Source organism: Streptomyces sp. NPDC093598, from assembly GCF_044764825.1.
Taxonomy (GTDB): domain Bacteria; phylum Actinomycetota; class Actinomycetes; order Streptomycetales; family Streptomycetaceae; genus Streptomyces.
Genome location: NZ_JBIWIV010000012.1, coordinates 47,610 through 70,957 on the forward strand (window position 1 = coordinate 47,610; position 23,348 = coordinate 70,957).

24 protein-coding genes are annotated in these 23,348 nt (G+C 70.0%); 13 read left to right on the top strand and 11 right to left on the bottom strand.

What is annotated here, in order from left to right:
* Positions 1-314: 314 nt before the first annotated feature.
* On the bottom strand, positions 315-2,741 hold the full coding sequence (locus tag ACIRDU_RS28390; RefSeq protein WP_403584343.1) for a SpoIIE family protein phosphatase: 2,427 nt from the start codon (positions 2,739-2,741) through the stop codon (positions 315-317).
* A 170-nt stretch (positions 2,742-2,911) separates the two neighbouring features.
* Between ACIRDU_RS28390 and ACIRDU_RS28395 the strand changes: the two genes are divergently transcribed.
* Positions 2,912-4,372: an aldehyde dehydrogenase family protein gene (locus ACIRDU_RS28395; protein ID WP_403584345.1), complete on the top strand. Its 1,461-nt coding sequence runs from the start codon at positions 2,912-2,914 to the stop codon at positions 4,370-4,372.
* Between the two features lie 42 nt (positions 4,373-4,414).
* Here ACIRDU_RS28395 and ACIRDU_RS28400 read toward each other — a convergent pair whose 3' ends face one another.
* Positions 4,415-5,296 carry a diacylglycerol/lipid kinase family protein gene (locus ACIRDU_RS28400; protein ID WP_403584347.1) on the bottom strand — a complete coding sequence of 294 codons (882 nt, stop codon included), beginning with the start codon at positions 5,294-5,296 and terminating at the stop codon, positions 4,415-4,417.
* Positions 5,297-5,378: 82 nt separating this feature from the next.
* Positions 5,379-6,977 carry an FAD-binding oxidoreductase gene (locus tag ACIRDU_RS28405; RefSeq protein ID WP_403584349.1) on the bottom strand — a complete coding sequence of 533 codons (1,599 nt, stop codon included), beginning with the start codon at positions 6,975-6,977 and terminating at the stop codon, positions 5,379-5,381.
* Between the two features lie 66 nt (positions 6,978-7,043).
* Here ACIRDU_RS28405 and ACIRDU_RS28410 point away from each other — a divergent pair, with 66 nt between their 5' ends.
* Both ACIRDU_RS28410 and ACIRDU_RS28415 read left to right on the top strand, forming a co-directional pair.
* Positions 7,044-7,661, top strand: a complete 618-nt coding sequence (locus tag ACIRDU_RS28410; protein WP_403584352.1) for a TetR/AcrR family transcriptional regulator — start codon at positions 7,044-7,046, stop codon at positions 7,659-7,661.
* Positions 7,658-9,241, top strand: a complete 1,584-nt coding sequence (locus ACIRDU_RS28415; RefSeq protein ID WP_403584354.1) for a glycerol-3-phosphate dehydrogenase/oxidase — start codon at positions 7,658-7,660, stop codon at positions 9,239-9,241. Before ACIRDU_RS28410 ends, ACIRDU_RS28415 begins: the two co-directional genes overlap by 4 nt.
* Positions 9,242-9,274: 33 nt before the next feature.
* Here ACIRDU_RS28415 and ACIRDU_RS28420 read toward each other — a convergent pair whose 3' ends face one another.
* Positions 9,275-10,810: a fused MFS/spermidine synthase gene (locus ACIRDU_RS28420; RefSeq protein WP_403584357.1), complete on the bottom strand. Its 1,536-nt coding sequence runs from the start codon at positions 10,808-10,810 to the stop codon at positions 9,275-9,277.
* Between the two features lie 201 nt (positions 10,811-11,011).
* Complete coding sequence (locus ACIRDU_RS28425) at positions 11,012-11,179, bottom strand: hypothetical protein (protein ID WP_403584360.1); 168 nt, start codon at positions 11,177-11,179, stop codon at positions 11,012-11,014.
* A 401-nt stretch (positions 11,180-11,580) separates the two neighbouring features.
* Between ACIRDU_RS28425 and ACIRDU_RS28430 the strand changes: the two genes are divergently transcribed.
* Positions 11,581-12,219, top strand: coding sequence for a hypothetical protein (locus ACIRDU_RS28430; protein ID WP_403584362.1), 639 nt, complete (start codon positions 11,581-11,583; stop codon positions 12,217-12,219).
* A gap of 179 nt (positions 12,220-12,398) precedes the next feature.
* Positions 12,399-12,539, top strand: coding sequence for a hypothetical protein (locus ACIRDU_RS28435; RefSeq protein ID WP_403584365.1), 141 nt, complete (start codon positions 12,399-12,401; stop codon positions 12,537-12,539).
* 76 nt (positions 12,540-12,615) lie between these two features.
* On the opposite strand, the gene ACIRDU_RS28440 is transcribed toward ACIRDU_RS28435, so the two are convergent.
* On the bottom strand, positions 12,616-13,500 hold the full coding sequence (locus ACIRDU_RS28440) for an alpha/beta fold hydrolase (protein ID WP_403584368.1): 885 nt from the start codon (positions 13,498-13,500) through the stop codon (positions 12,616-12,618).
* Positions 13,501-13,643: 143 nt separating this feature from the next.
* On the opposite strand from ACIRDU_RS28440, the gene ACIRDU_RS28445 reads away from it, so the two are divergent.
* On the top strand, positions 13,644-14,258 hold the full coding sequence (locus ACIRDU_RS28445; RefSeq protein ID WP_403584371.1) for a TetR/AcrR family transcriptional regulator: 615 nt from the start codon (positions 13,644-13,646) through the stop codon (positions 14,256-14,258).
* A 69-nt stretch (positions 14,259-14,327) separates the two neighbouring features.
* Here the strand turns inward: ACIRDU_RS28445 and ACIRDU_RS28450 are convergent, their stop codons facing one another.
* Positions 14,328-14,723: a RidA family protein gene (locus tag ACIRDU_RS28450; RefSeq protein WP_403584374.1), complete on the bottom strand. Its 396-nt coding sequence runs from the start codon at positions 14,721-14,723 to the stop codon at positions 14,328-14,330.
* A 136-nt stretch (positions 14,724-14,859) separates the two neighbouring features.
* On the opposite strand from ACIRDU_RS28450, the gene ACIRDU_RS28455 reads away from it, so the two are divergent.
* The gene (locus tag ACIRDU_RS28455) at positions 14,860-15,852 is read left to right on the top strand and encodes a helix-turn-helix transcriptional regulator (protein ID WP_403584377.1); all 993 of its coding nucleotides are present in this window, start codon (positions 14,860-14,862) and stop codon (positions 15,850-15,852) included.
* Positions 15,853-15,928: 76 nt separating this feature from the next.
* Here ACIRDU_RS28455 and ACIRDU_RS28460 read toward each other — a convergent pair whose 3' ends face one another.
* Positions 15,929-16,447: a hypothetical protein gene (locus ACIRDU_RS28460; RefSeq protein ID WP_403584379.1), complete on the bottom strand. Its 519-nt coding sequence runs from the start codon at positions 16,445-16,447 to the stop codon at positions 15,929-15,931.
* A 217-nt stretch (positions 16,448-16,664) separates the two neighbouring features.
* The gene (locus ACIRDU_RS28465) at positions 16,665-17,144 is read right to left on the bottom strand and encodes an ATP-binding protein (protein WP_403584381.1); all 480 of its coding nucleotides are present in this window, start codon (positions 17,142-17,144) and stop codon (positions 16,665-16,667) included.
* A 153-nt stretch (positions 17,145-17,297) separates the two neighbouring features.
* Here ACIRDU_RS28465 and ACIRDU_RS28470 point away from each other — a divergent pair, with 153 nt between their 5' ends.
* The 4 genes from ACIRDU_RS28470 (at position 17,298) to ACIRDU_RS28485 (ending at position 20,583) form a co-directional block, all read left to right on the top strand.
* Positions 17,298-17,675, top strand: coding sequence for an STAS domain-containing protein (locus ACIRDU_RS28470; RefSeq protein ID WP_403584384.1), 378 nt, complete (start codon positions 17,298-17,300; stop codon positions 17,673-17,675).
* 48 nt (positions 17,676-17,723) lie between these two features.
* Positions 17,724-19,079 carry an SGNH/GDSL hydrolase family protein gene (locus ACIRDU_RS28475; RefSeq protein WP_403584387.1) on the top strand — a complete coding sequence of 452 codons (1,356 nt, stop codon included), beginning with the start codon at positions 17,724-17,726 and terminating at the stop codon, positions 19,077-19,079.
* Positions 19,080-19,111: 32 nt separating this feature from the next.
* Positions 19,112-19,693, top strand: a complete 582-nt coding sequence (locus ACIRDU_RS28480) for a TetR/AcrR family transcriptional regulator (RefSeq protein WP_403584390.1) — start codon at positions 19,112-19,114, stop codon at positions 19,691-19,693.
* Positions 19,694-20,034: 341 nt separating this feature from the next.
* Complete coding sequence (locus ACIRDU_RS28485; protein WP_403584393.1) at positions 20,035-20,583, top strand: DUF1062 domain-containing protein; 549 nt, start codon at positions 20,035-20,037, stop codon at positions 20,581-20,583.
* A 195-nt stretch (positions 20,584-20,778) separates the two neighbouring features.
* Here the strand turns inward: ACIRDU_RS28485 and ACIRDU_RS28490 are convergent, their stop codons facing one another.
* Positions 20,779-21,057, bottom strand: a complete 279-nt coding sequence (locus ACIRDU_RS28490) for a GlsB/YeaQ/YmgE family stress response membrane protein (RefSeq protein WP_403584395.1) — start codon at positions 21,055-21,057, stop codon at positions 20,779-20,781.
* 590 nt (positions 21,058-21,647) lie between these two features.
* On the opposite strand from ACIRDU_RS28490, the gene ACIRDU_RS28495 reads away from it, so the two are divergent.
* Positions 21,648-22,565, top strand: a complete 918-nt coding sequence (locus ACIRDU_RS28495; RefSeq protein ID WP_403584398.1) for an NAD-dependent protein deacetylase — start codon at positions 21,648-21,650, stop codon at positions 22,563-22,565.
* Positions 22,566-22,592: 27 nt separating this feature from the next.
* Here the strand turns inward: ACIRDU_RS28495 and ACIRDU_RS28500 are convergent, their stop codons facing one another.
* A complete protein-coding gene (locus tag ACIRDU_RS28500) occupies positions 22,593-22,829 on the bottom strand; it encodes a hypothetical protein (protein ID WP_403584400.1) in 237 nt (78 codons plus the stop codon).
* 137 nt (positions 22,830-22,966) lie between these two features.
* Here ACIRDU_RS28500 and ACIRDU_RS28505 point away from each other — a divergent pair, with 137 nt between their 5' ends.
* Positions 22,967-23,203, top strand: coding sequence for a hypothetical protein (locus tag ACIRDU_RS28505; RefSeq protein WP_403584402.1), 237 nt, complete (start codon positions 22,967-22,969; stop codon positions 23,201-23,203).
* Positions 23,204-23,348 lie beyond the last annotated feature (145 nt).

Sequence of the window (23,348 nt, forward strand, 5' to 3'; positions counted from 1 at the left end):
GACGGCTCGGCCGTGGGCGTCATGTCAGCGGCAGCCGCCTCGGTGTCTTCCTCGAGCTCGTCGTGTTCGCGGCTCTCTGTCTGGAGCATCGCTGCCTCCCGTACGCAGTTCGGTGACCGAAAGCAGGTGATCGGATTCCGATGTCCCCATCACCTTGGCCCTGCCGCGAAGAGGAGGTCAACGACGTCTTGACGCATCTTTGTGCGCGGAAAGCGTTCCGTCCGCCCAGGTCAGACGGGTGTCCCCGGCACTACGCTCACCCGGGAGGGAACCCGGCGGAACCGCCCGGGAGCCGCACCGGCGATGGTTGCGCCTCAGTCGGCGAGCAGTGACTGCTCCGCCCAGATGATCTTGCCGTTGGAGATCTGACGGGTACCCCAGCCCTGCGTGAGCTGGGCGACGAGAAGCAGCCCGCGTCCGCCTTCGTCGAAGGTACGGGCCCGGCGCAGGTGGGGTGCGGTCGTGCTGCCGTCGGAGACTTCGCAGATGAGCGTGCGGTCGTAGATCAGTCTGAGCTCGATGGGAGAGCGACCGTACCGGATGGCGTTGGTCACCAGTTCGCTGACGACCAGCTCAGTGACGAACACGGCGTCCTCCAGGCCCCACTCGGACAGTTGCCGGCAGGCGGCTTTGCGCATCTCGGCGACCGCTGCGGGGTCCGGCGACACCGGCCAGGTCGCCACATGGGAGGCGTCGAGGGCTCGTGTGCTCGCCACGAGGAGCGCCACATCGTCGGAGGGTCGATCCACGAGCAGGGTGCGTAGCAGGGCGTCGCACGTGGCCTCCAGATCATGAGCCGGTCGCCGCAGCACCTCACGCATGGCGGCGATCCCTTCGTCGATGTCACGGCCGCGGTCCTCTACGAGCCCGTCCGTGTAGAGGACGAGCAGGCTGCCCTCGGCCAGCTCCACCTCGATCGACTCGAAGGGCAGGCCACCCAGGCCGAGAGGAGGCCCTGCGGGCACCTCGAGGAACTCGACGGTGCCGTCAGGTGTGACAAGGGCGGGCACGGGGTGGCCGGCGCGGGCGATCGTGCAGTGGCGGGAGACCGGGTCGTAGACGGCGTACAGACAGGTGGCGCCGATGTCGCCGTCGGTCAGGGCCATGGTGTCCTGCCCGCCGGGCAAGCGGTTGACCAGGTCGTCGAGGTGGGTCAGCAACTCGTCGGGGGGCAGGTCGACATCTGCCAGCGTCCGTACGGCGGTGCGCAGCCGCCCCATGGTCGCCGAGGCCTGGATGCCGTGGCCCACGACGTCACCGACTACCAGAGCGACCCGGGCACCGGAGAGCGGTATGACGTCGAACCAGTCGCCGCCCACACCGGCCCGGGCGCTGGCGGGCAGATAGCGGGAGGCGACATGCAGGGCCGCCTGCTCGGGGAGTCGTTGTGGCAACAGGCTGTTCTGCAACGTGAGGGAGGTGTCGCGCTCGCGGGTGTAGCGCCGGGCGTTGTCGATGCACACCGCGGCGCGGGCAGTGATCTCCTGGCCCAGCAGCAGATCGTCCTGCTCGAAGCGCTTGGGCCGTTGATGGCGGGAGAACGTGGCCACGCCCAGGGTGAGACCACGCGCGCGCATGGGCACCGCCAGCACCGAGTGGAATCCGAAATGCCGCATCCGTTCGGCCCGTTGCGGGGCCGTGCGGTCCAGATCCTCCAGGATCGCGGGCGTGATGTGGTCGATGATCGGCCGCCCTGCGGCCAGGCAGCGTGCCGCGGTGGAACGCTCCGGGTAGGTCGCCACCGTCCCGTGCGGCACCACGGCTTCGGGGCAGCCCTCCAGGACCGACTCAGAGGCGACCCGGCGCAACATCACCGGACCGTGCGGAGGGCCCTGCGGCGGGTCCTCACCCCCTTCGATCGACGGCAGGAGATCGACCGTGACGAAGTCCGCGAACCGTGGGACGGCCACGTCGGCGAGTTCCTGAGCGGTACGGGGCAGGTCCAGGGTGCTGCCGATCCGCAGGCTGGCGTCGTCGACCAGGATCAGTCGCTGCCGTGCGAGGTACTGCTCCGTCACGTCGTGCGCCGACAGCAGGACGCCTTCGACTCCTCCGTCCGAGTCCCGTACCGGGACGAGGGACACGGACCACACGCTTTCGCGCTCATGGCCGGCGAGGTGCAGCGCGGCTCCGAGCGCCTGGGGACGGCCGGTCCGCAGCGCGGTTCGCATGCCCTCCTCGGTCCGCTCGCTCTCCGGGTCGAGGACGATCTCCGTCACCCGCAGACCGCGCATCTCCTCCTCGGACAGGCCCATCACACGTTCCATGTCCGCGTTCGCCCAGCGCAGCCGCAGTCCGGTGTCGTACAGGGCCATGGTGTAGGGAGCCTGCGCGAAGCTGCGCCGCAGATACGCATCGTCCTCTGGTGTCGGTGCCGGCCGGGCCACCGGTGACACCAGAAGCCAGTCGTCGTCCCCGTCGCTCTCCCGGCGATGGGCCAGCAGTCCGAGGGTGAGCCGGTGACCGTCCCGGTGCAGCAGCGTGGCGGTCCCGCTCCACCTTCGCAGCCCGGGCAGCGAGTCCGGCACATGAGCGTGAGCGGCGTCCGCGAGAAGCCGGGCCACGTGCTTGCCGATCACTTCCGGGGCCCGGTATCCGAGCAGTCGCCCGGCCCCTTCGTTCCACGCGGTCACGACGCCGTGACCATTGACGACAGCCCTGGCCGTGGCCGCCTCGTCGACACGTTCCCGCCACCCCTCGCCCGACCGGCCCTCGTTCCGGGCGGACGCGGATCCGCTCATGACCTCATCCCGCCTCACTCCCGCCGGGGGCCGTCTGCCGGGGAGCGCCCTGAACCCGAGGTGCGCCGCACCTTCCCTTTTTACGACACTAGACATCAAGCGTGACAGATGTGCGCGAACAGGTCCTCACGGCAGGACGGCGGCACCGATCCCGGACGGAGGTGGCACCCGTGGCTGTCATCGGCGAGGGGTGGCCGGACCAGGCCGAGTGGGCCGGAAAGATCTACAGCTCGGGCTGGCGCGAACCCGGGGGCGGCACCCGTCGGGTGATCGAACCCGCCACCGGGGACACGCTGGCCGACATCGGCATTGCCTCCCGGGCGGACGTTGCCCGCGCCGGTGCACGGGCCGCCCAGGCCGCCGGGGACTGGGCCGCGGCAGCCCCCTCCGATCGTGTCGAGGTCCTGCTGCGGGCGTCCGGCGCACTGCGTGAACGCAGCGACACTTTCCGCGAATGGATCGTCCGTGAGTCGGCCGGCGTCCCCGCCAAGGGCGACTACGAGATCGTCGCCGCCCTCGCCCAGCTGACACACGCCGTCGGACTCGCCTCCCTGCCTCGGGGTGAGGTCCTGGCCCCGCAGGCCCCGGGTGGCACGAGTCTGGCGTGGCGGGTGCCGGTCGGCGTCGTCGGTGTCATCAATCCCTGGAACGCGCCGCTCCTGTTCGCGATGCGCGCGCTGGCACCCGCGCTCGCGCTGGGCAACACCGTGCTGCTCAAACCCGACCCGCTCACCCCGGTCTCCGGGGGTGTCCTCGTCGCCCGGCTTCTCGAGGACGCCGGACTGCCCGACGGGGTGCTGCACGTCCTGCCGGGCGGCGCTGAGACCGGGCAGGCGGTCGCGGCGGACCCCCACGTCGCCATGATCGCGTTCACCGGCTCCACCGAGGCCGGACGCGCCGTGGCTCGTGTGGCGGGTGAAGGGCTGAAGCGGGTCTTGCTCGAGCTCGGCGGCAAGAACTCGCTCGTCGTGCTCGAGGACGCGGACGTGGAAGCGGCCGCCCTCGCCGGAGCCGTGAGCACCTTCGGATACCAGGGACAGGCGTGCGTAGCCGCCGGCCGCCATCTGGTCCACGCCGACCTGGTCGAGGCGTACACCGACGCGCTGATCGGGCACGCGCGGGCCCTGCGCGTCGGCGACCCCCGCGAGGAAGGTGTCAGCGTCGGCCCGGTCATCAGCGAGGGGCAGGCCACCAGGATCGAACGCATCGTCGACGACAGCGTGGCCGCCGGGGCGCGGGTACTCTCGGGCGGCCGACGCGACGGAGTCTTCTACCCGCCCACCGTCCTGGACCGCGTCGACCGGGCCATGCCCGTGTTCACCGAGGAGATCTTCGGCCCCGTCGCCCCTGTCGTTCCCTTCCACAGCGAGGCGGAGGCCGTCGAGATCGCCAACGACACCGCGTACGGTCTGACGGCTGCCGTGCACTCCGCCTCCGTACCGAGGGCGACGGCTGTCGCCGAGCAGCTGCGCACCGGCATGGTCCACATCAACGACGTCTCCGCCAAGGACGCCGCGAACGCCCCCTTCGGAGGGATGGGCATCTCCGGCAACGGCTCCCGTATCGGCGGCACGGCCAGCCTGGAACAGTTCACCCAGTGGCGCTGGATGACAGCACCGGGACCGGCGTGAAGGGCGTGACCCTCCGGGCGGCATTCGGCTGCCGCAACGTCCTCAGCACAGGACTCGCAGTGCGCCCGGCAGCACTCTGACCGTGACCGGGAGGACGGCCTCGATCTCGCCGTCCGCGCCGTAAGGCAGGTTTCTGTCGGCTTCGATGCGTATCTCCCGCCCGCGCACGACCTGCACCTGGGGACGATGGATGTGGGTGCCGGTGTCGAGTTCCCTCATCAGGGCGAAGAACAGTCGGCGCGGCGCGTCGCGGATCATCACGACGTCGAGCAGACCGTCGTCCAGCCGAGCCTCGGGAGCGATGCGGCGCGCGGAGCCGTAGTAGCTGGAGTTCGCGGCCACGACGGTGTAGCCGGTGCAGGCGTGGTCCCGGCCGTCGACGGTGATCCGGTAGCGGGCGGGACGCCAGGTGCTGATCGCGCGCAGGGCACCGGCGTAGTAGGAGGCCGAACCGCGCAGGACCCGGGAGCGGTTGGCATGGAGGTTGGCCAGCGCGTCCACCCCTGCGTAGACGCTGCCGAGGACGACGGTGCCCGCGTGGACGGACGACGTGACCTCGATGGTGTCCACGGCACGCGGCGTGCCGTGCAGCAGCACCCGGGCCACGCCGTCGGGGTCGCCGGGCAGGCCCAGGGCCCGCGCGAAGTCGTTGCCGCGCCCGGCCGGGACCATGCCGAACAGTGCGCCGGTGCCGCTGAGGGCTCCGCCGATGCTTCCGGTGATCCCGTCGCCGCCGACGGCGAGCACCACCCGGTCTCGTTCCCCGGCGCGCCGGGCGAGTTCACGGGCGTGGGCGAGGCTGCGGCTGTACTCGGTTTCCAGCTCGGCGCCCGCCTCCCTCAGCAGACGGGCCACCTTGTGCAGCGCCGCAGCGCTGGTGGCTCCGCCCGCGGTGGGGTTGACGACGGCGGTGAACTGTCGCATCGATGTGCCTCCGGGCTGACGGGTGGTGCCGGGCTGTCGTCTGAGGGGGTGGTGCGCGCTCGAGCAGGAAGTGGAGCTGTGGTCAGTCGGTCGGCAGCAGGACGCCGGGGTTCAGCACACCGTCCGGGTCCAGCCGTCGCTTGATGGCCCGCAGCGCCGCGACACCGAGGTCTGTGGCTTCCCGCACGTACCACTCGCGGTGGTCGGTGCCGACCGCGTGGTGGTGGGTGATCGTGCCGCCCGCGGCGAGGATCGCCTCGTTCGCGGCGTGTTTGGCGCGCGTCCAGTGCGCCACCGGGTCCTCGCCCTGTGCCGAGACGACCGTGAAGTACAGCGAGGCGCCGTTCTCGTAGACATGCGAGATGTGGCACATGACCAGCGGCGGGGTGCCGTTCGCGGTCAGTGTGGCGGTCAGCGCGTCGCGGACGGCGGCGTACAGGCCGGGCAGCCGCGACCAGTAGGCGGCGGTCTCCAGGGTCTCGGCGAACGCGCCCGCTTCGAGGAGCGAGTCCCGCAGGTACGGCGCCGAGTAGCGGCCGTGGGCCCAGCGCTCCCCTGGTTCGTCACCGGCGAACTCGCCGCCGCAGTCAATGAGTACGGCCGCCGCGGCCGCCCGGCGCTGCGCGGTGTCCTCCTCGGTGCCCTCGAAGCCGACCACGGCGAGGCATCCCGCGTTCTGCTGCTCGACGGCGGAGCCGATGGCCTCGGGCTGGGCCAGGCCGATCAGCGTCTCGGTCTCGTCGGAGAGCCTGAGGACGGTGGGGCGCGGACCGTCCTGGGCGAGCCGGCGCAGCGCGGCGGCGCCCTCGTCGAAGGAGGCGAAGCGCCATCCCTCGTAGCGGCGCGTCTGCGGGGCGGGCCGGACGCGGACGGTCACGGAGGTGATGACGCCGAAGGCGCCCTCGGAGCCGAGCAGGAGGTGCCGCAGGTCGGGGCCGGCGGCCGAGCGGGGTGCGCGGCCGGTGTCGAGCGTGCCTTCGGGGGTGGCGAGGGTGAGGCCCAGGACCATCTCGTCGAAGCGGCCGTACCCCGCGGAGGCCTGCCCGCTGGAGCGGGTCGCCGCGAAGCCGCCGATGGTGGCCCACTCGTAGGACTGGGGGAAGTGGCCGAGGGTGAAGCCGTGTTCGGCCAGGAGCGCCTCGGCCTCGGGGGTGCGCAGGCCGGGCTGCAGGGTGGCGGTCCGGGAGACCGGGTCGAGGTCGAGCAGGCGGTTCATGTGCCGCAGGTCCAGGGCGATGAAGGGCGCCCGGCTGGACGGGGCGAGTCCTCCGACGACGGAGGTGCCGCCGCCGAACGGGACGAGGGCCAGGCGGTGTTCGGCGCAGACCCGGAGTACGGCGAGCACCTCGTCGTGGCTCTGCGCAAGAGCGACTGCCGCCGGGGCGTCGGTGGTGTCGGCGGCGCGGATGCGCAACAGGTCCGGGGTGGACTTGCCGCGGGTGTGCCGGATGCGGCTCTCCGTGTCCGTGCGAACGCTCTCCGCCCGGTCGCCGAGTGCGGCGCGCAGCGCGTGAAGGGCCGCGCCCTCCAGGGCGGGCGCGGAGATCTCGATCTCCTCCAGGCGGGCTGATGCCATGGGCTGCGGCTTGACGCCGAGCCAGTCGCGCAGCAGCCCGGTGACGGTGTCGGGCAGCGGCGTCGCCCTGGCCGGGTCGCCCCAGCCGTTCCACAGCATGTCCATGCCTGTCGTCCTCACCGGTCGTCGGGGGTTGCCGCTGGAGCGGCCCCTGGCGTTACACTGTTACACATGACGCCTAATCGTCACAACAGCCTGGCCCAGCAGAAGTCCTCCGACAACGACGTGGTGCTCGACGCCGTCCGCGACTGCGTCCTCGCCGTCGGTGTCCGCCGGACGACCATGACCGACGTCGCCCGACGCGCGGGCGTCTCCCGCATGACGCTCTACCGCCGCTGGCCCGACGTCCGCTCCCTCGTCGGTGATCTGATGACCCGCGAGTGGATCGCCGTCGCGACCGGAGCCATGCCCGAGAGCCGGCCCGAGGTGGGCACCCGCCCGCCACTGGTCGACGGCCTGGTCGCGGGGGTGAAGGCGTTCCGCTCCCACCCGCTCTTCCAGAAGATCGTCGACGTGGACCCCGAACTGCTTCTGCCCTATGTGCTGGACCGGCGCGGCGCGAGTCAGGAAGCCCTGCTGGAGCTGCTCGCCGGGGCGCTGCGGGAGGGGCATGCGGACGGTTCAGTGCGCGAGGCCCCCGCCGAACTCCAGGCCCGGTCGGTGCTGCTGATCCTCCAGTCCTTCGCCCTGTCACTGCGCACCATGACCGACGAGGACGACGACGAGCTCACCACCGCGGCGTTTCTCGCCGAACTGCGCACCGTTCTGGAGAGGACCCTCACCCCATGAGCCAGCCCGCCATCCCGGCCGCCAGGGCCTCCCTGTCCACCGCCCGGCGCACCCGCGAGCTGTCCGAGGCGACCGACGGCCGCGTGGTGGACGTGCTGGTCGTCGGCCTCGGCGCGACCGGTGCCGGAGCGGCCCTCGATGCCGCCGCCCGCGGTCTCGACGTCGTCGCCGTCGACGCCCACGACCTCGCGTTCGGCACCTCGCGATGGAGCTCCAAGCTCATCCACGGAGGGCTGCGCTATCTGGCCTCGGCGCAGTTCGACGTCGCCCACGAGAGCGCGGTGGAACGCGGCGTGCTGATGGAGCGTACGGCGCCCCACCTGGTGCGCGCCCAGCCGTTCGTCCTGCCCCTGACCGGACTCGTCTCGCGCGGGCAGGCGGCGCTGGCCTGGGCCGGTTTCCGGGCCGGCGACGCCCTGCGGTTGTCGGCCCGCACGGCCCGCGCCACACTGCCCGCCCCGCGTCGGCTGTCCCCGGTCGAGACCCGGCACCTGGCCCCGGCGCTGCGCCCCGGCGGGTTGCGCGGCGGCCTGCTGTCCTGGGACGGGAGGCTCACCGACGACGCCCGCCTGGTGACCGCCCTCGCCCGCACCGCCGCCGCGCAGGGCGCCCGCGTACTGACCCGGGTCCGGGCCCTGGAACTCACCGCGTCCGGCGCCCGCATACGCGACGAACTCAGCGGTGAGGAGGGCGAGATCCGAGCCCGTGCGGTGATCAACGCATCCGGTGTGTGGGCCGGCGACCTCGTGGACGGCATCCGGATCCGGCCCTCCCGCGGCACCCACCTCGTCCTGCGCTCGGAACACATCGGCCCGCTCCCCGCCGGTCTGCACATCCCCATCCCCGGCGAGACCAACCGTTTCGTCCTCGTCCTGCCCCAGGACGACGGCCGGGTCTACGTCGGACTCACCGACGAACCTCTGGACGGGCCCGTCCCGGACGTCCCCGAGGTGCCGGAGACGGACATCGGCTTCCTGCTCGACGTCCTCGGCTCGGTACTCGACGTCCCCGTCCTGCGCAGTGACGTCGTCGGCGCGTTCGCCGGACTGCGTCCCCTTCTGGACACCACACCCACCTCACAGCCCGGCGCCGTATCGCGCACGGCCGACATCTCCCGCCGGCACGCGGTACTGACCTCACCGGACGGCGTGGTCAGCGTGGTCGGCGGCAAGCTCACCACCTACCGCCGGATGGCCGAGGACGCCGTGAACGCCGCGGTCGACGCACGCGGCCTGACCGCCGGCCCCTCCCCCACGGCCACGCTCCCGCTGGTGGGCGCCGCAGCCCCCCGCGCGCTCGCCGCGCTGCGCGCACCCCGCCGCCTCGTCCAGCGCTACGGCACCGAGGCACCGGCGGTGCACGCCCTCGCCGCGCAGGACCCGCGGCTGGGCGAGCCCGTCGTCCCGGGCCATCCCGTCACCGGCGCCGAACTGCTGTGGGCACTGCGGCACGAGGGTGCCCTGGACGAGGCCGACCTGCTCGACCGGCGCACGCGCATCGGGCTGGTCCCGGCGGACCGCGCCGAGGCGCTGGAGGCCGTACGCGGGCTGGTCGGCGAGGCCCTCGGCACGGGGAGCTGAGACGGTCGGCGGGGCTGCCGAGGGCGTGTCGGGTCACCGGCTGCTCTGCGGACTGTAGGGCTGCAGGAGTTGGTCCACGGGTGCGTGATCGTCGGTGAGGAGCTGGGCAGCGCCGATCCAGGAGGCGAGCTCCTCACCGGTGGTGATCTTCCAGCCGGTTCCCCGGGCGTCGAGCGCTCTTTGGATCGCCCGGACGTCGACGGGCTGGTCGGAGGCGAGCACCACCATATTGCCGCCCTCGGAGTCGGCGGTCGGGCCCAGGCCGACATCGGCGGGTTCGCCGAGGAGAGCGACGTGCTCGAAGGTCTCGCCGAGGGTGGCTACTTCGGCGCGTGCGAAGTCCATGCCACCGTGATCGATGAGATTGGCGACGTACAGGCCTTCCTCGTCGAGCACCCGCTGTACATCCGTCATCGCTTCCACGGTGGTGAGGTGCCACGGCACGCTGACGCCCCCGAAGGCGTCGCCGACGACGAGGTCACGACTGTCGGTGTCCAGTCGCCGCAGGCCCAGCCTGCCGTCCTCGACGCGTACGTCGATACCGGTCTGTGATCGCAGACCGAGTCGGTCCTCGTTGATGCGCACGACCCCGCCGTCGATCTCGGAGACGAGGCTCCGCGTTCCGGGTCGCGTAGCCGCGAGGTATCGCGGAAGGGTGAGTCCGCCGCCGCCGAGGTGGTGGGCGACAAGTGGTTCACCTTGCGGAAAGGCGGCGTCGACCACCGACGCGATGGCACGCACATACTCGAACTTCAGACGGGTCGGGTCGTCGATGTCGACGTACGAGTGCCGCAGACCGTCGAGAACGAGCGTGCGGCCGTGGCCACCGTCGGAGTCCGCGACGACGCGTGCGCAGTGGTACTTGGTCTCCACGTCGCAGCCCCCGGGCGCGACCGTGACAGCGAGACCACCGGCTGCGACCACGAGTGTCAGGGCAGGAGTGCCGCTCCACCCGCGCGTTCGCCACTCGACCCACGCCGAGCCGGCCACCAGCAGTGCTCCGAGGCCGAGCAGTATGCCGCTGACCGGCAACCGCGACACGAGGACGAAGCCGGTGAGCACGGTGCCCACGATGGCGCCGACGGTGCCGATGCCCGACAGCCGGCCGACCACCGTACCGGTCTCCGCCAGGCTGGTGAGACGCAACTTCGTCACGAACGGCGTCACCGCGGAGAGCAGCGCGCCCGGCACCAGGATGGTCAGCGACGCGATCACCAACAGCACCGGGGCTGCCCACTCCGCAGTGGTACGCAACACGGACGGGGTGAGCGCGACCACCGCTCCGGACACTCCCAGCGAAGGACCGATGAGCCGGCGTGGATCGACCTGGTCCGCTATGTGCCCGCCCAACCAGGAGCCGAAGGCGATCGCTGTGAGCGCGATACCGATCACCATGGTGCTGGTCTCGAGGGTCAGGCCGAGGTAGGGAGCGAGCAGCCGCAAGGCGACGATCTCGACCACCAAGACCGCTGCCGAGGACCCGAAGACCAGCATGGCGGCGGCACGGGGGCCCAGACCGACACGGCCGGGCGTGCTCTCAGCGACGGGCGACGAAGACGATCCGGTCACGGGCGTCATTCTCGCATGCGGCTCATCGACGGCACGGCACCGCGCGAATCCTCATACTTCCTGCGCGCAGCGCGACTTGCGAGGGATGCAACGGTCGGGCGGCGGGAGCTGATGTTGCACTGGCGGTAACGGGGCTTCCAGCAGCCGGTGATCGTGACGAGGTCCGGTGACGGGACGCCACCGGACCTGCAGAGCGTGACCTCAGCGTCGACGGGCCCAGCCGGCACCGACGCCGGCCACCTGCAGAGCCAGGCACATCAATCCCAGCAACATGACGTTCGTCGAAGAGAACACCTCGTTGGTGCTGATCTCAGCAATGTTGATCAAAAACGCCACGAAGAACAACACCGCCGCGACTATGCCGAGCATGGACGAGCTCCTCTCGAAGGGGATGAAGCCCGTATGCCCCGCAGACACCGGGACATCCGCGCGGGACCGGGTGCGGCTGCTTGATGCCACGGACCTGGACCCGCCCGCCAGTCTCTGTGCCCGTGTCATCACATCCGGGGAACCCGATACGTTCTTCGCCTCAGTCCCAGCACTCAACGCGGGCCTCGTTGCTGCCCCGTTGATCCCAACATCGCAGTCGTGAGGCCGGCGCCGAGCAAAAGGACAACACCCGACGGGAACAACCGGCTCCTGTTGTCCGTACCATCTCTCACCAAGGCATTTTGCGGCACACGCGATGTCCCCACCGGGGCGGCGCAACCTCGCCCCCAAGACAGGCATCACCCGCAGCATGCCTCCGACGCCGAGGAAAGGTCAGCGCCATGCCCGAGACAACAACTCCCGCCACCGAACTGGCATCGCAGTACATCGCCCAGGTGACCGGCGACCTCGATGCGAATATCAAGGAACAGGAACGGATCGCTGCGGACATCGCCTCCCTGCAGGAGCAGCTTGCCGCTCTGCAGCACGACCACAGCGTGCTGGTGAACATGCAGCAGGCACTCGGCATCACGACGACGCCGACCGGGTCTGCGGCCGAGTCCAAGAGTGGCGTGGTGCCTTCCCCACGACGGAAGAAGACCGGCTCGGCGGCTGACGGGAAGCAGAAGGCACGCAAGTCCACAGCCGCGCCGGCAAAGAAGGCGGCAGCCAAGAAGCCCATGGCCAAGAAGACGGACAGCGCCAAGGCAGCCGAGCCCACCCTGGTGGAGCTCATTCGCCGCCACCTCGTCGAGCAGAAGGAACCGCGCTCCGCCGGCGAGATCTCCACAGCGCTCGGCCAAGCCCACCCCGACCGCGACATCGCGGCCAAGGTCGTGCGCGTGACGCTTGAGGGACTCGTGGCCAAGAGCCAGGCCGAGCGCTCCAAGCAGGGCAGGTCCGTCTTCTACAGCGCGCCGGCGTCCCAGCCGGAGGCTGCTCCCGAGTCGAAGACGCAGCCTGAGGACGCTGACCGCTGACGCCCGATGAGGCGGTTCAAGGATCAGGGAGCCGCAGTCCCGCCATGCTTCACAGGTGTCACCGGCACCTCCGGAGGTGGGTGAGCGGGCCCCGCGAGACCGGAAGTGTGGCCTTGGACGATCTGGTCCGCAGCGGACGCCCCTCCTGAGTACCCACACCACTGCATTGCACCCACAAGGTGCAGTGGCAAGTCGACGCGCACGAGGCCGTGTTGGCCGGCCGCCAGATCGCCGAAGGGCTGACCGAGTCCATCGATCCCGACGTCGTGGAGGCTGCCCGCAAGCTCCTCGACGCCTTCGATGCGGAGGCAGAACGGTGACTCGTCGAACCCGGCCCTGCGTGGGGACGGACCGGCAGCTCACACGGTCGGGCCGCCCCCATGCTGTGCTCGCTGCTCAGGCGTGGACCGTGTGGTGCAGGATCTCGTCGGCCAGCCGGCCGTCCAGCGCTGCGGGCAAGGTGTGACCCATGCCCTCGATCATGGTCAGGCGGGCGCCGGGGATGGCCGCGGCGGTGGCTTCGGCGTGCGGGGGCGGGAACATGGGGTCCTCGGTGCCGTGCAGGACGAGCGTCGGCGCGGTGACGGAGGTCAGCTCCGTCGTAGCACCCGTGCCCATGGCCCCGGCGTACGTGTGGTTGAGCACCGCCTGCAGATCCCGCGCCCGCTCGTGGACCCGCTCTTCCATGGCGCGGTACTCGTCCTCGTGGAACGGCAGCGCCGAGCCGTGCAGAATGCGCCACAGCGGCAGTCGAGCGGTGAGGTATTCCTCCAGGCCCGCCTCGCGCTCGGGGAAAGCCGAGGCGAGCGCGGCCAGCAGTTCGGCCTTGGGCGGGGGTAGTTCACCGACCAGCGGAGGCGCCCCCTCCAAGGCGCGCTGCACTGACGCCATCGTGTCCGTGCCGAGCGGTTGCGACGACAGGCTCGTCAGGGTCAGTACCCGATGGGGATGTGTGACGGCCAGCCGTTGGGCGATGACGCCGCCCAGGGACGCGCCCACCAGGTGTGCTCGTGCAGCCCCGAACGCGTCCAGCACAGCAAGGGCGTCGGAGGCCATGTCGCCGACCGTGTAGGGCTGTGCGGTGAAGTCGACGGTGGATGAGCGTCCGGTGTCGCGGTGGTCGTATCGGATGACCCTGCGGCCACCGTCGACCAGGCGCCGGACGAGGCCGTCGTTCCACTGGACGCCCTGTGCCTGCGCCCCCATCACCAGCAGCACCGTCGGGTGGTCCTGGTCACCGAAGTCCTCGGCCCACAGCTCGAGGCCGTTCACAGGCACCATTCGCTCGCGCCCCGTCAGATACGCGCTTCTGCATCCATTTCCCTGCATGGTCATTCAAGATAATGACGCGGTGCGGGACCCGCACCTCCTTTTCCAGCACATCGAGTTGGACTCCCCACCTCCTGACAGGCACCCTGATCCCCATGGCTGGAGTCAAGGGACAGGTGCAGAGGCGGGGCGTGGAGCGCCGTCGCGCCATGGTCGACGCAGCGATCGAGTTGTTCGCGCAGCAGGGCGTGCGCGGCACCGGAGTGGCCGCGATCGCCGAACGCGCCGGCGTCACCCCCTCCGCCCTCATCCACCACTTCGGCAGCAAGGACGGACTCGTACAAGCCGTCCTGGAGGAGGCCGACCGGCGCGCCCTGGAACGGCTGTCCATCACGCGAGGTGCCGAGCCGACCCTGGAGCAGGCGTTCGACTGGTTCATACGGGACGCCGAGCACACCGCCACCACCGAACGGGAACTGGCCGCCCTGCACACGACCCTCATCGCGGAGAACCTGCAAGGCGATTCGGTGCTGCACACCTGGTTCCGCGATCGTGGCCGGGCGCTGCGCACCCACCTGGCCTCCCTCTTCACCCGTGCCATGGCCGACGGTTCAGCCCGTGCCGGACTGGACCCGGCGATCCTGGCGGCGGAGACGGCAGCGTTCATCGAGGGAGCGCACCTGCTGTGGCTGTTGGACCCCGTGCGGGTCGACCTGACGGCGGTACACCGCAGCTACTTCGAGGGACTGGCCCTTCGACTCCGGCCATGACCACGACCGGCTGCCTGGTCCCGCTCGTACCGGTTCGGCCGGTACGAGCAGTGCGGCGGCCAGGTCGCCTCACGCGACGGCGGTTCCTTCCAGTTCGACCATCTGGCCGGGGATCGCCAGCCGTGTCACCCCGAGCATCGTGGCGGTCGGTGCCACCCCGGCGGCGGCCAGCCGTGACGCCAGCACGCCGTAGTGCGGGAACAGCAGATCGACGTCGGTGGTGTAGACGTTGAGCCGGACGAGGTTCGCGAGGGACATGCCGGCCTCGGCGAGCACAGCCTCCAGGTTGTCGAGGCTCAGGGCCAACTGTGCGGCCATGTCGCCCTCATGCTCGGGCTTGCCGTCGCCGTTCATCGCGGTCTGTCCGGAGCAGTACAGCGTCCGGGTGTGCCCGGAGACGATCTCACCCTGGTTGAATCCCATGTCCACCGACCACGTCACCGGGTTGACTGCCGTGCGTTCCACTGCCACATCAGCTCCATTCGAATCGTCAGGAGTTCGTACGTCCATCGGTGCGGTCGCCGCGCCGTAGACGTCGGTGCTCATGAGCCTTCCAAGAAAGCACGACACCCTTCGTCATGTATTCGGATACGGTTCCCGCATGCGTGCCGATCGGCTGGTCTCGCTGGTGCTGCTGCTGCGTCAGCGCGGTCGGCTGACCGCGGACACCCTGGCCCGCGAGCTGGAGGTGTCCACCCGTACCGTGCTGCGCGACATCGAGGCGCTGTCCGCGGCCGGCGTGCCGGTCTACGCCGAACGCGGCCGACACGGCGGGTTCGCTCTGCTGCCCGGCTTCCGAACCGAACTCACCGGACTGAACCACGACGAGGCGCTTGCCTTGCTGACCGCCGGATCGCGGCGCGGCGAGCAGGTATTCGGTCTCGGCTCGGCGCTCGCTTCGGCCATGCGCAAGGTGGTTGACGCGCTGCCCGAAGGCCATCGGGCCACGACGAGCGACGCGGCCGAGCGCTTTCTCGTCGAGCCGGAGACCGACCTGCTCTCACGCCGGCCGGTCACCGAGACCGTGCCCGACACGGCAATGATCGAGATCCGGCGCGCGGTGCTGGCCGGACACAGACTGCGCATCCTCTACGCGGCCACAGACCAGACACCGCAGTGGCGCACGGTGGACCCGATCGGCCTCGTCACCGTACGCGACCGCGGATACTTGCTGGCCACGAGATCCGGCGCGGACCGCACCTACCGGCTGTCGCGGGTGTCAGCCGCCGAGGAACTCCCCGAACCGGCACAGCGACCAGACCGGGTTGATCTGGACCGGGCCTGGCAGGAACGCTGCGCGCGGTTTCTGTCCGGCGGCCACATCGCCGTGCTGATACGGGTGAACCCCGAGCGGCGGGAGGACCTGCTCAGCTCCGCGTTAGCCGTCCGCGCCGCAGAGCCTGACGCAGACGGGTGGCTGCGGCTGGAGGTCACGTTCCAAGATCTACGACACGCCGAGTGGGCGCTGTGGCAGCTCAGCACGGACGCGGAAGCCTTGGCCCCCGGGTCATTGCGCCTCTTGCTGCGCGACCGCGCCGCCGCGATGGCCACCCGCTATGAAGACTCACCCCGACAGTCGGTCGACTCCCCCTGAGTCTGGCGGACGAGCGAAGGGCGGTACCGAAATCACTGGTGCTGAGGCGGACCCCGAAACGGCGTTCCGCGTCCTCTCAGTGCCCGGCAGCCGCCTTCACCAAGGCGATCGCCACACCGATCGCCGCGTCCACGAGGCCCGCCACCACCGCCGCCAGAGCGCCGCCTCCCATGCGCAGCCCGCCCAGACAGCCCCACAGGAAGAGGGTGACGACGCCCACCCCCGCCGCCGCCAGCAACGCGGCGTCCAAGGACAGGACGCCCAGCGCGGCCAGGGCGATCAGCACGGCCGGTCCGACGGCGCAGGACAGCAGTGGGCTGCTCACATACAGCATGCGACGCAGCTCGTGGCCGGTGGCGACGCGGCGGTGGACTGTGCGGTGCGCCTGCTGGTCGGCGACGAACGCAGCGAGCCACAGCCCGAGCGCGGTCGTCAGGACCGTGGCGATAGCGCCGAGGGAACCCACATCGCCGAGAGACAGACCGACCACCAGGGCGATCATCGTGATGGTGGCGTAGAGGCGCTCCTTCAGGCGGTCCGCCAGTACACCGGCCTCCGCGCCAGGCGGCAGGTCCGCTCGCCCGTGGTCCGCCACCTGATGCCCCTCACCTGTTCCTGGACGCCGGTCGTGCGTCCCTGCTCGGTCGTCGCGGCACACGCGATGTGCGGTACCCCGGTCACGGCTACCAGCATGCCCCGGGCCGTCTGCCCACAGCGGCAACCCAGGCGCAGGGTCGGAGCCGTTTCGGGCCACCGCCGTCTCGAAGACGTCGTCTCGCGGCCTCGGGAAAGGAATGGCGGATCGGGCGGCTCTAGTGGCGGTGTCCACGGGGCGTGTCGGACGCGTCGTCTGAGAGTTCGATGCGGGCGGTGACGCGTTTGCCGAATCGTTCCCGCCGTGCTTCGAAGCCCTGGGCGACGGCCATCACGACCTCCAGGCCGTGCTGGCCCACCCGATCGGCGTCGGCGGCCCTGGCCACCGGCAGCACCGGGTCGGAGTCCCACACCGTCACCTCGACCACATGACCATCGATCCGCAGGTCCATCAGCGCCGGGCCCGGCGCGTACTTACAGACGTTGGTCACCAGTTCACTCACCACGAGCTGCGTGAGATCCATGCCCCGCTGCGAGACCTCCAGCCCCTGTTCGGCCTTCCCCCGGGCCAGGAAGTCCGCGGCCAGGTGGCGAGCCAGAGCGATGTCCGTACCGTTCCCGTCCAAAGCCACACTGGCCCGCAAGGGACGCCCGGTCGTGGCCGCGTCCTTGCCGCGCAACGGCTCTGGTTCCCTCATCGCTGCCTTCGCTCCCCGTACACACCCCCCGCGTACCCGAACGAGCGCGGACGACGCTCCGCCAAGCCTGCCATTCGCTCCCCACCCGTCGGTGTTACCCCTACGATGCAGGCAACGCCCGGGACGCCTTTCCGGTCTGCCAGTATCACCGACATGGCCGAGGGAGATATGACGAACCCCGAACCAGCTGAGCAGCCGGGCCAGCTGTCGGTCGTCTCCACGACCATGGAAGGCATCCGCGTCCTGATGCTCACCGGAGAAATCGATCACCACACCGGTAACCAGTTCCAGCGGGCTCTGTACTTCTCCGATGCCCCACGGCCCCGCATCGTGGTGGACCTGGGCGGCGTCACATTCATGGACTCCACCGGCATCAACATCCTCATCAGCGCCCACCGCGCCCTGAGTGAAGCCGGTGGCTGGCTACGCCTGACCGCACCCGGCGAAACCGTGAAGCGCACGATGAACATCGTCGGCATCGACACCATCATCGACTGCCGCGAAACCCTCCACCAGGCTCTCAGCTCCTGAGGACCGCCACAGGCGGCGCTCGCGCGCAGACGGAGGTATGGCATCGTCATGAAGCGAAGACCAGCGCTGGTGGGCGCAGTTGTCACCCTGGCCGGGGCGGCCGTCGGCCTCTTCGTGTCGGCGGCGGCGGGCGCGGCGCGCGACGAAGCCTCCTCCTCATCCGGCTACCCCACCCCGACGACGAAGGGCGCGCGCTGGGTGAACACATGGACGGCCATGCCCCAGTCGACCGAGCTCGCCGACATGCCGCCCCCTCCGTTCACCCGGAACAATCGCGTCTTCGCGGACGCCACGCTGCGCCAGACGCTGCGCGTGTCGGTCGGCGGCCGGTTCACGCGGATACGCCTCTCCAACGCCTTCGGGGGCACGGACCTGCCCATCACCGCCGTCTCTGTGGCACTCCCGGCGGACGGCAGGGCGGGCGCCGATGCCATCGTGCCCGGCAGCACGCGCCGGGTGACGTTCGGCGGGCGGGCGGGGATCGACATCGCGAAGGGCGCCCAGGCGGTCAGCGACCCGCTGGAGTTCGAGGTCCGACCGGGGAGCAACCTGACCGTCACGCTCTATCTGGCCGACGGCCAGGCCTCCGGTTCCATCACCTCGCATCCCGGCTCGAGAACGACCTCCTACATGCTGGCCGGTGACCACCTCGACGACAGCGACCTGCCCGGCGCCACCGCGGTCGATCACTGGTACTTCCTCAGCGGCGTGGAGACATGGTCCAAGGGCACCACCGCCGCGGCCGTGATGCTGGGTGACTCGCTCACCGACGGACGCGGATCCACCACCAACATGAACGACCGGTGGCCCGACCGACTCCTGAACCGGCTCCAGTCCCGTCCCGCCACCTCCGACATCGCGATCCTCAACCAAGCGGCCGGCGGCAACCGGGTCCTCCACGACGGCCCGGGCCCCAACGCCCTGGCCCGTCTGGACCGTGACGTCCTCGCCCAGAGCGGCGTCAGATGGCTCCTCGTCTTCCAGGGGATCAACGACATCCCCGACGGAACCTCGGAGTCCTCCGCGCAGCAGGTCACGGCCGACCTCATCGCTGCCTACCAGCAGATCATCACGCGAGCGCACGCCCAGGGCATCCGCGTCTACGGAGCCACACTCACCCCTTTCGGGGGGAACAGCTACGACGATGCCGCCGGCTTCCACGAGTCATCCCGCCGAGCGGTCAACGAGTGGATCCGCACCAGCAGCCGATTCGACGCCGTCATCGACTTCGACCAGGTGGTCCGCGACCCGCACAACCCCCGACGGCTCTCTCCCGCCTACGACGTCGGCGACCATCTTCACCTCAACCCCGCCGGTTACCAGGCCCTTGCGGACGCCGTTCCCGTCAAGCTCTTCCAACAGGCCCCGGCCCCGCCCGGTTTCACTCTGCCCAGCAATAATTGACCGATCGTTTCAATGTCTTCCAGGCTTCGAGCGTGGCCAGAACCAAGGAATTCGACCCGGACGCCGCACTGCAGTCAGCCCTCGAGCTGTTCTGGCGGCGCGGCTACGAGGCGACCTCGATGGCGGACCTCGTCGAGCACCTGGGCATCGGGCGCGCCAGCATCTACGCCACCTTCGGCAACAAGCACGAGCTCTACCTGAAGGCCCTGGACCGGTACAACGAGACCCGCGACCCCGGTCTCCTGCACGAACTGTCCCAGCCGGGCCCCGCACTGCCCGCGGTACGCACGGTGGTGCGACGTTTCGCGACCGAGGCGGGCTCCAGCGAACGTGTGAAAGGGTGCTTCGTCACCAACACGGCGGCCGAGTTGGGCGCACACGACCCGGCGGCGACCCGCCGGGTGGAGGCGAGCTGGAGCCACCTCGAGACCCTGCTGCACTCGGCGCTGATCCGGGCCCGCGCGCAGGGCGAACTGCCCGCGGACCGCGATCCACTCACGCTCGCACGGATGCTGCTGGTATTGATGCAGGGCCTGCGGGTGGTCGGCAAGGCGTCGGACGACCCGGGCCGGGTGCGGGACGCGGCCGAGCAGGCGCTGAGACTGCTGGACTGAGCGCTTCCTCCTGCCTCACCCCTCCCTGGGCCGACGGGGGCGCCGCCGCCTGACGACGGTTCCCGGTCGTCCGCCACTCCGGCCGGGTCGTGCCCCGGTCTTGCTCTCGAGCCAGGAGGAAGGCAGCGCTGCGGGCACTCACAAGCCCTCCCGGGCGGCGCTCGAAAACCAGTGGAGAGCGCCGCCCTGCGCCAGTAGCGTGCTGCCGGACCGAGTCGTCTAGTCAAGGACATGCCGTTGTACACCCTGTGAGACCTCCCGAGCGCTGATCTGTCGCGCGTCGCGCATGTGCGCCGCGCTGCTTTTTGCTGCGGACTTCTCACTGAAACCGGTGTACTTCTGTGCTCACTGTCTGGGTGGTCATGCCCACCTGCCTGCCGCTGGTTCTCCGCCGTTGCCACGCGTGCGCGTCGGAGCGATTCCGGGCGGACGGAAAATTTCGCGTCAACGCGAACCACAAGCTCATCGACGCCTGGCTCCTCGTGCTCTGCACCGTCTGCGGGGAAACCGCAAAGCTCACAGTCCTGGAGCGGATGAATGTGCGCTCCGTACGACCCGAGCTGCTGGACCGGTTGCACGGCAACGACCCTGGCCTGGCAGCCGAGCTGCTCCAGGATCCGGTCGTGCGGCGCCGTAACCGCATCGCTCTCGACTGGGACGACGCCTGGCGCCTCGACACCGGCGGATCGGATCACCTGGACCGCGAGGTGATCGACGTTTCGGTCCGCTTCGCGGCGCGGATCCCTGTCCGGCCGGTGCGACTCATCGCTGAAGGTTGCGGTCTTTCACGGGCCGAGGTCGAGAAGCTGATCACGGAGGGGAAGCTCGTTTCGGCGTTCCGGCTGAGCGGCAAGCGCTCCGGCGACTTCTCCTTCACGCTCAAGCGCTGAGCCCTCCTCGCCTGTCCGCAGGACGCGGGCTTCGACAACGACGTGTCGCACCTGTACTGGTCGCGGGGCGGGGACCAGCTCTACAACCAGTACGCGGACCATGCACGGTCGTCCCGACACACGTGGACGGCTCCCTCCCCTACGCCGGGGAGGGAGCCGTTTCACGTGTGTCCGGAGGCGTTTGCCTTCAGCGGGTCATGCGTGACGGTGCGAGTGCCGGTTGCCGGTGACGAGGCGGTAGATGCCGAGCAGGAGGAGGGAGCCGACGATCGCGGCGATCCAGGTGGAGAGTTCGAAGAACCCGTCGACGGAGTCGACGCCGAAGATGACCTTGCCGAGCCAACCGCCGAGCAGACCACCGGCGATGCCGATGAGCATGGTGATGATGATGCCGCCGGGGTCCTTGCCCGGCATCAGGGCCTTGGCGATCGCGCCGGCGAGCAACCCGATGATGATCCAAGCAATGATGCCCATGGTGCGTCTCCGCTTCGTCGTATAAAGGATGTGTTAACTCATCGGGTGCGCCGATCCGGCCCGAACAAACATCTCCTTCGGTATCAGCTCTGCCGGTTCCGACAGCCCGGTGCCGCTTCGCACAGATTGCGGTGGGACGAACTTGCGGCGCCGGGTGCCCTGTTGATCGCCCGTCCGCCGGGCATGCCGTCAGTTCCCTCCAAGGGCAGGGGCGGCGGCCCTTTGAGGCGTCCGCCGGCAGGACCTCGGCCGTGGTGTCGGCCCGGTCGGCGGCGATGAACCGGATGCGTCCGGCGGAGACGTCGAGGACGGCGGTGACGGGGGCGCTGGTGTCGAACTTCCGCTTTGCACGTTTCCTCGGTTCGTTTCAGACAACGGAAAGCTACGTTGCATCACAGATTCAGCAACGCATTGCAGGCCGAAAATATCTCGTTGAGGCAGACCAGAACCTGCTGACGGTTGCAACAGGTGGAGCAAGATGCAACGGCCTCAATCTCGCACGTTGCAATGAGCGCCGATTGCCCGGTGGCCGGTGCGCCCCGAGCGGCCGCGCAGCCGCATCGAAAGCTGCTGTTCCGTACCCTGACGGCATGCGGATGCGCCCCACCCTGAGCTGGACCCCTGCCGAGGATCTGCCGCCGGGGACCACGGATCTGGAGCCGGTCATCGATGCACTGAGCGCCGGTGGTGCACTGGTGCTCAGCGGAGCGGGTATCTCGACGGAGTCGGGCATCCCCGACTACCGGGGCGAGGGCGGGAGCCTGAGCCGGCACACTCCGATGACCTACCAGGACTTCACGGCCAGCGCCCAGGCCCGGCGTCGTTACTGGGCGCGTAGCCACCTCGGCTGGCGCAGCTTCGGCCGGGCCCGCCCCAACGCCGGGCACCGGGCCGTGGCCGCCTTCGCGCGCAGCGGCCTGCTCTCTGGTGTCATCACCCAGAACGTGGACGGCCTGCACCAGGCCGCCGGCAGCGAGGACGTGGTGGAACTGCACGGGACCCTGACCCGGGTCGTCTGCCTTTCCTGCGGTGCCTTCAGCCCGCGCCGCGAACTCGCCCGGCGGCTGGAGGAGGCCAATCCGGGGTTCGAGCCCGTGGCCGCCGGAATCAACCCGGACGGTGATGCCGACCTCACGGACGAACAGGTCGGAGGCTTCCGCGTGGTGCCTTGCACGGCCTGCGGCGGCACCCTCAAACCGGACGTCGTGTTCTTCGGCGAGAACGTTCCGCCGCAGCGAGTCGAGCAGTGCCGAGAGCTGGTCCGTGCGGCGACTTCGCTGCTGGTCCTGGGCTCCTCCCTGACGGTGATGTCCGGGCTCCGCTTCGTGCGCCAGGCGTCCGAGGCCGGTAAGCCGGTGCTGATCATCAACCGGGACCCCACCCGAGGTGACCGGCACTCCCTCACCAGGGTTGCGCTCCCGCTGGGAACAGCCCTCACCACCGTGGCAGACCGGCTGGGCATTCCGGTCGACGACCAGGCGGCGGTGAGACCCGTCTCGCCCACGTGACCGTGGGCAGTGCCTTGTCCCGCGCCTCTACTCCTGCGTCCTGGCCTGTCTACGGCGGGCTGTGCGGTTGGCGATCAGCAGCCAGGCCCATATCAGGACCAGGACGGCCGCCGGCAGGACGCGGCTCACGTCATCGCCGTCCATGATTCGCCAGGCCGTCAGACCGATGCTCAGGCACAGCATCGGCCAGTACAGCCGTGGGCCCCACCGGTTGCCCGGCCGTGCCCACGGCGGCGGGGTGTGGATTCTGGAGCGCTGCGTCATGGTGCATCCCCCGGTCACTCGCTGCCCATCGCGTACCCGTGCTGGTGCGTGCGGTCGCGTCGAGGTCCTTTGCGTCACATGAGTGCCGCATGCCCTGACATGCTTTCAGGAAACGGGGTGGCCTCACCGTCACGGGTGTGACCGTCTATCTCGGCAGTGAGGACGAGAACGGCGTCCCCCTGACCGCGGCGCCCTACGAGCTGGTCCGGCTCGCACTTCCCCGCAGGACGTACGGCCTCGGTCACCTGAACCATGTCGGCGAGGTCCTGGCAGCCACGGCCGAGGACGCGGAGCGGATCCCGGGCTACCGCTTGGTCGAACAGCCCCCGCTCCTGCGCCACTTTCGCTCCAGGCTGGAGCCTGTTCCGTCCTGAGAAGCGGGTACGACGGGCCGGGCGGCGTGTGCCGTGTCACACCGTGAAGACCCGCCTAAGTTGTCTGCATCACAGCGGAAATGTCCATTTAGCGGCCATGCTCGAATCGGATACCGGTTCCCCAAAGGGGGCTCATCGGCATCCT

Excerpts from the sequence above, each read along its gene's own strand:
- ACIRDU_RS28390 (WP_403584343.1), bottom strand. The coding sequence starts at position 2,741 with ATGAGCGGATCCGCGTCCGCCCGGAACGAGGGCCGGTCGGGCGAGGGG.
- ACIRDU_RS28470 (WP_403584384.1), top strand. The coding sequence starts at position 17,298 with ATGGCCGAGGGAGATATGACGAACCCCGAACCAGCTGAGCAGCCGGGC.
- ACIRDU_RS28400 (WP_403584347.1), bottom strand. The coding sequence starts at position 5,296 with ATGCGACAGTTCACCGCCGTCGTCAACCCCACCGCGGGCGGAGCCACC.
- ACIRDU_RS28495 (WP_403584398.1), top strand. The coding sequence starts at position 21,648 with ATGCGGATGCGCCCCACCCTGAGCTGGACCCCTGCCGAGGATCTGCCG.
- ACIRDU_RS28405 (WP_403584349.1), bottom strand. The coding sequence starts at position 6,977 with ATGGACATGCTGTGGAACGGCTGGGGCGACCCGGCCAGGGCGACGCCG.
- ACIRDU_RS28430 (WP_403584362.1), top strand. The coding sequence starts at position 11,581 with ATGCCCGAGACAACAACTCCCGCCACCGAACTGGCATCGCAGTACATC.
- ACIRDU_RS28415 (WP_403584354.1), top strand. The coding sequence starts at position 7,658 with ATGAGCCAGCCCGCCATCCCGGCCGCCAGGGCCTCCCTGTCCACCGCC.
- ACIRDU_RS28440 (WP_403584368.1), bottom strand. The coding sequence starts at position 13,500 with ATGGTGCCTGTGAACGGCCTCGAGCTGTGGGCCGAGGACTTCGGTGAC.
- ACIRDU_RS28500 (WP_403584400.1), bottom strand. The coding sequence starts at position 22,829 with ATGACGCAGCGCTCCAGAATCCACACCCCGCCGCCGTGGGCACGGCCG.
- ACIRDU_RS28475 (WP_403584387.1), top strand. The coding sequence starts at position 17,724 with ATGAAGCGAAGACCAGCGCTGGTGGGCGCAGTTGTCACCCTGGCCGGG.
- ACIRDU_RS28445 (WP_403584371.1), top strand. The coding sequence starts at position 13,644 with ATGGCTGGAGTCAAGGGACAGGTGCAGAGGCGGGGCGTGGAGCGCCGT.
- ACIRDU_RS28455 (WP_403584377.1), top strand. The coding sequence starts at position 14,860 with ATGCGTGCCGATCGGCTGGTCTCGCTGGTGCTGCTGCTGCGTCAGCGC.
- ACIRDU_RS28465 (WP_403584381.1), bottom strand. The coding sequence starts at position 17,144 with ATGAGGGAACCAGAGCCGTTGCGCGGCAAGGACGCGGCCACGACCGGG.
- ACIRDU_RS28490 (WP_403584395.1), bottom strand. The coding sequence starts at position 21,057 with ATGGGCATCATTGCTTGGATCATCATCGGGTTGCTCGCCGGCGCGATC.
- ACIRDU_RS28425 (WP_403584360.1), bottom strand. The coding sequence starts at position 11,179 with ATGCTCGGCATAGTCGCGGCGGTGTTGTTCTTCGTGGCGTTTTTGATC.
- ACIRDU_RS28410 (WP_403584352.1), top strand. The coding sequence starts at position 7,044 with ATGACGCCTAATCGTCACAACAGCCTGGCCCAGCAGAAGTCCTCCGAC.